Annotated in this window: 4 protein-coding genes; 2 read left to right on the top strand and 2 right to left on the bottom strand. The window is 57.7% G+C overall.

Features of this window, described 5'->3' with window-relative positions; genetic code table 11:
* The first annotated feature begins 499 nt into the window (after positions 1-499).
* Positions 500-754, top strand: coding sequence for a DUF3551 domain-containing protein (locus CQ14_RS17430; protein WP_057859085.1), 255 nt, complete (start codon positions 500-502; stop codon positions 752-754).
* Positions 755-875: 121 nt separating this feature from the next.
* Here CQ14_RS17430 and CQ14_RS43650 read toward each other — a convergent pair whose 3' ends face one another.
* The gene (locus CQ14_RS43650; protein ID WP_156435101.1) at positions 876-1,088 is read right to left on the bottom strand and encodes a hypothetical protein; all 213 of its coding nucleotides are present in this window, start codon (positions 1,086-1,088) and stop codon (positions 876-878) included.
* 6 nt (positions 1,089-1,094) lie between these two features.
* On the bottom strand, positions 1,095-1,256 hold the full coding sequence (locus CQ14_RS42315; RefSeq protein WP_082649917.1) for a DUF2934 domain-containing protein: 162 nt from the start codon (positions 1,254-1,256) through the stop codon (positions 1,095-1,097).
* 489 nt (positions 1,257-1,745) lie between these two features.
* Between CQ14_RS42315 and CQ14_RS43655 the strand changes: the two genes are divergently transcribed.
* Positions 1,746-2,162: PLAT/LH2 domain-containing protein (locus tag CQ14_RS43655; protein ID WP_210183163.1), on the top strand; the 417-nt coding region annotated here is incomplete at its 3' end.
* Positions 2,163-2,215: the final 53 nt, after the last annotated feature.

A 2,215-nucleotide genomic window follows, 5' to 3' on the forward strand; every position in this document is an offset into this window, starting at 1 on the left:
GCGGAGCTGCGCCACCCGTGTTGGTGGTCGTGGCGGCGGCGGCAGGTGCCTTCGGCTTCGTCGTTTTCTTGGCTGCCAAAGCGCCAGAAGTGGAGACAGCGAAGATCGCAAGACCGACAAGAATTNTTTTCTTCATGCTCAGCTCTCCCTTAACTTGGAAAAAGGACGCGCCGGCAGTCGAACATAGAGCTCGCATCACGGCAAGCTGGAGTGCTACGCTCTAGGCATGACACGTTCCCATTGCGAAAGGCCCGCCAGCGCGAACCGGCGAACGCAGGATCTCTCGACCCCGTGAACTGACTTCACCGCTTCGGTTCCGAAGAAACGATCCCGAAGCCATTTTCTTTTTGAGTGAAGACGGCCGGAAACAATCTCCTGTCAATCTGCAAATGTGACGAGCTCAAGAGGCGCTTTGCTTCTCGGCGCGTTTCCTCCCAAGACTTGGGCCGCCGAACGCCGGCGGCCCTTTTTTTGAGCGGAGCTGTCGAAGGAGGCTTTGATGCGCATTCTGGCCTTGACGATATTGGCGATCGGGACCGTCGCAATACGGCCGGCGGCCGCCCAGATGTACGATCCCGCTTACCCGGTTTGCCTGCGGGTATATGGCCCGGCCACCTATTACGAATGCAGCTACACGTCGCTGCCTCAATGCAACGCGTCGGCATCGGGCCGCTCGGCACAGTGCGTCATCAATCCGTATTTCGGGCGCGCGCAAGAACCCGCGGGTTATCGGCGGCATCGCCGGGTCTACTAAAGTGAACCGCATTGGCCGCAGGACCGCCTACGCCGTGCTCGTGGTGCTGGCGATCGTCTGGCGAGCGTTCGGGTCCCTGTAAGGAACGGCCGGTGCGGGCCTCCCGCCGACCGAGCCATCATCATCGGCGCGTGAGGATGACACCCACCAGGAATGCAATAGCTAACGCCTGGATGGGCGCCTCGCGCGTAGCGGCGCTTACGCGGTCGAGCCATGTCTGGGGTGGCGCGAGCTCGTCGGCAAGGTCCGAGGACATGCTGCGGATCGCATCCACGGCGCTATCGATCCGTTGTTCAGCCCTTTCAACCGACGCGGGAGTATCGTCACTATTCATGAAGACTCACAGCGTGTCGGGGGTGCGCACTGGAGAGGATTTGTCCTCGTTGCGCAGCTCCTGTTCAGCCAAGTTCCAAAACTCTTTCTCACGGCCAACCGGGATGCCGGCCTGTTCCCAGAGCTGATACGCTCGGGCCTCGATCTCTTCCTTGCTCGGTTCGGGCATCACATCCTCCGAGTTAGAGCACGGCCCCTCCTCTGGGGTAATGGGGGCTTATCGACGGGACCGTGCTAGGCCAGAACTTTTTGAAACTGGCCCATGGATTCAAGTCCACATGAAGCCGCTAGTTCCTAGCTGCCCCACAGGACCGTCCCGCTCCTCGCAAGGATTCCGTCGCCGCCATGCGGCACGGCGGAATACCCGGCAGGCTACATCGCGCGATTTCACCAGGCTGGCTGGAATTGTCACAAGAGGGGAACGGTTGTGAAGCTAACGCAAAACGGCGCCGCACTATTTGCCTAGTGCCAATGCTCCAGCTCCGGAGACATCGTATCTTCGAAGGTCGTGGGTGCGTTTTTAGAGACCAACCCTGTGTGAGTTACTTCACAGCAGTAACGCCAAGTCTGCCTCNACCCTCCGGTAGCGTAACGTAAGTGGTGAAACCTTCAGCAGAGGCGCCGGATNAAACAACCGAGCGCTATAAGGAGACGTGACATGGCAGCGTTAGAAAAGATTAGTGTTCGAATCAGGACCGGCAATCGAGCAGGAGGCGGAACAGATGGCGATATTTATATTGGCATCTGCGGGCGCGAGTTCTTCATTGACTCACGCCGCACGGCAACAGACGACTTTGAGCGAAACTCCGATCGCACCTATATACTCGGCTCAGGCAGCAATGTTCGTAATAGCGTAAACAACGATCCACGCTTGCCGTACCAGCTATTTACGGAGAACCTACCTCTAACTCCCACCTACATCCGGTTTGCACCGGAGGGCAATGACGACAATTGGAACCTGGAGTCCGTGACTGTAATAGTTAATGACGGAGAAGCGCAATTCCAGGCATTGGGAGGTAGTGACAATCTCTGGCTTGGAAGATTGTCAGGATTGTACTGCTATTTATTTAGAAACNACTGTCGGTTAATCAGGTCGCCTACCCGCAGCAGCGGTGGCAGCAAATTTCC

This window comes from Bradyrhizobium lablabi (assembly GCF_001440475.1).
Taxonomy (GTDB): domain Bacteria; phylum Pseudomonadota; class Alphaproteobacteria; order Rhizobiales; family Xanthobacteraceae; genus Bradyrhizobium; species Bradyrhizobium lablabi.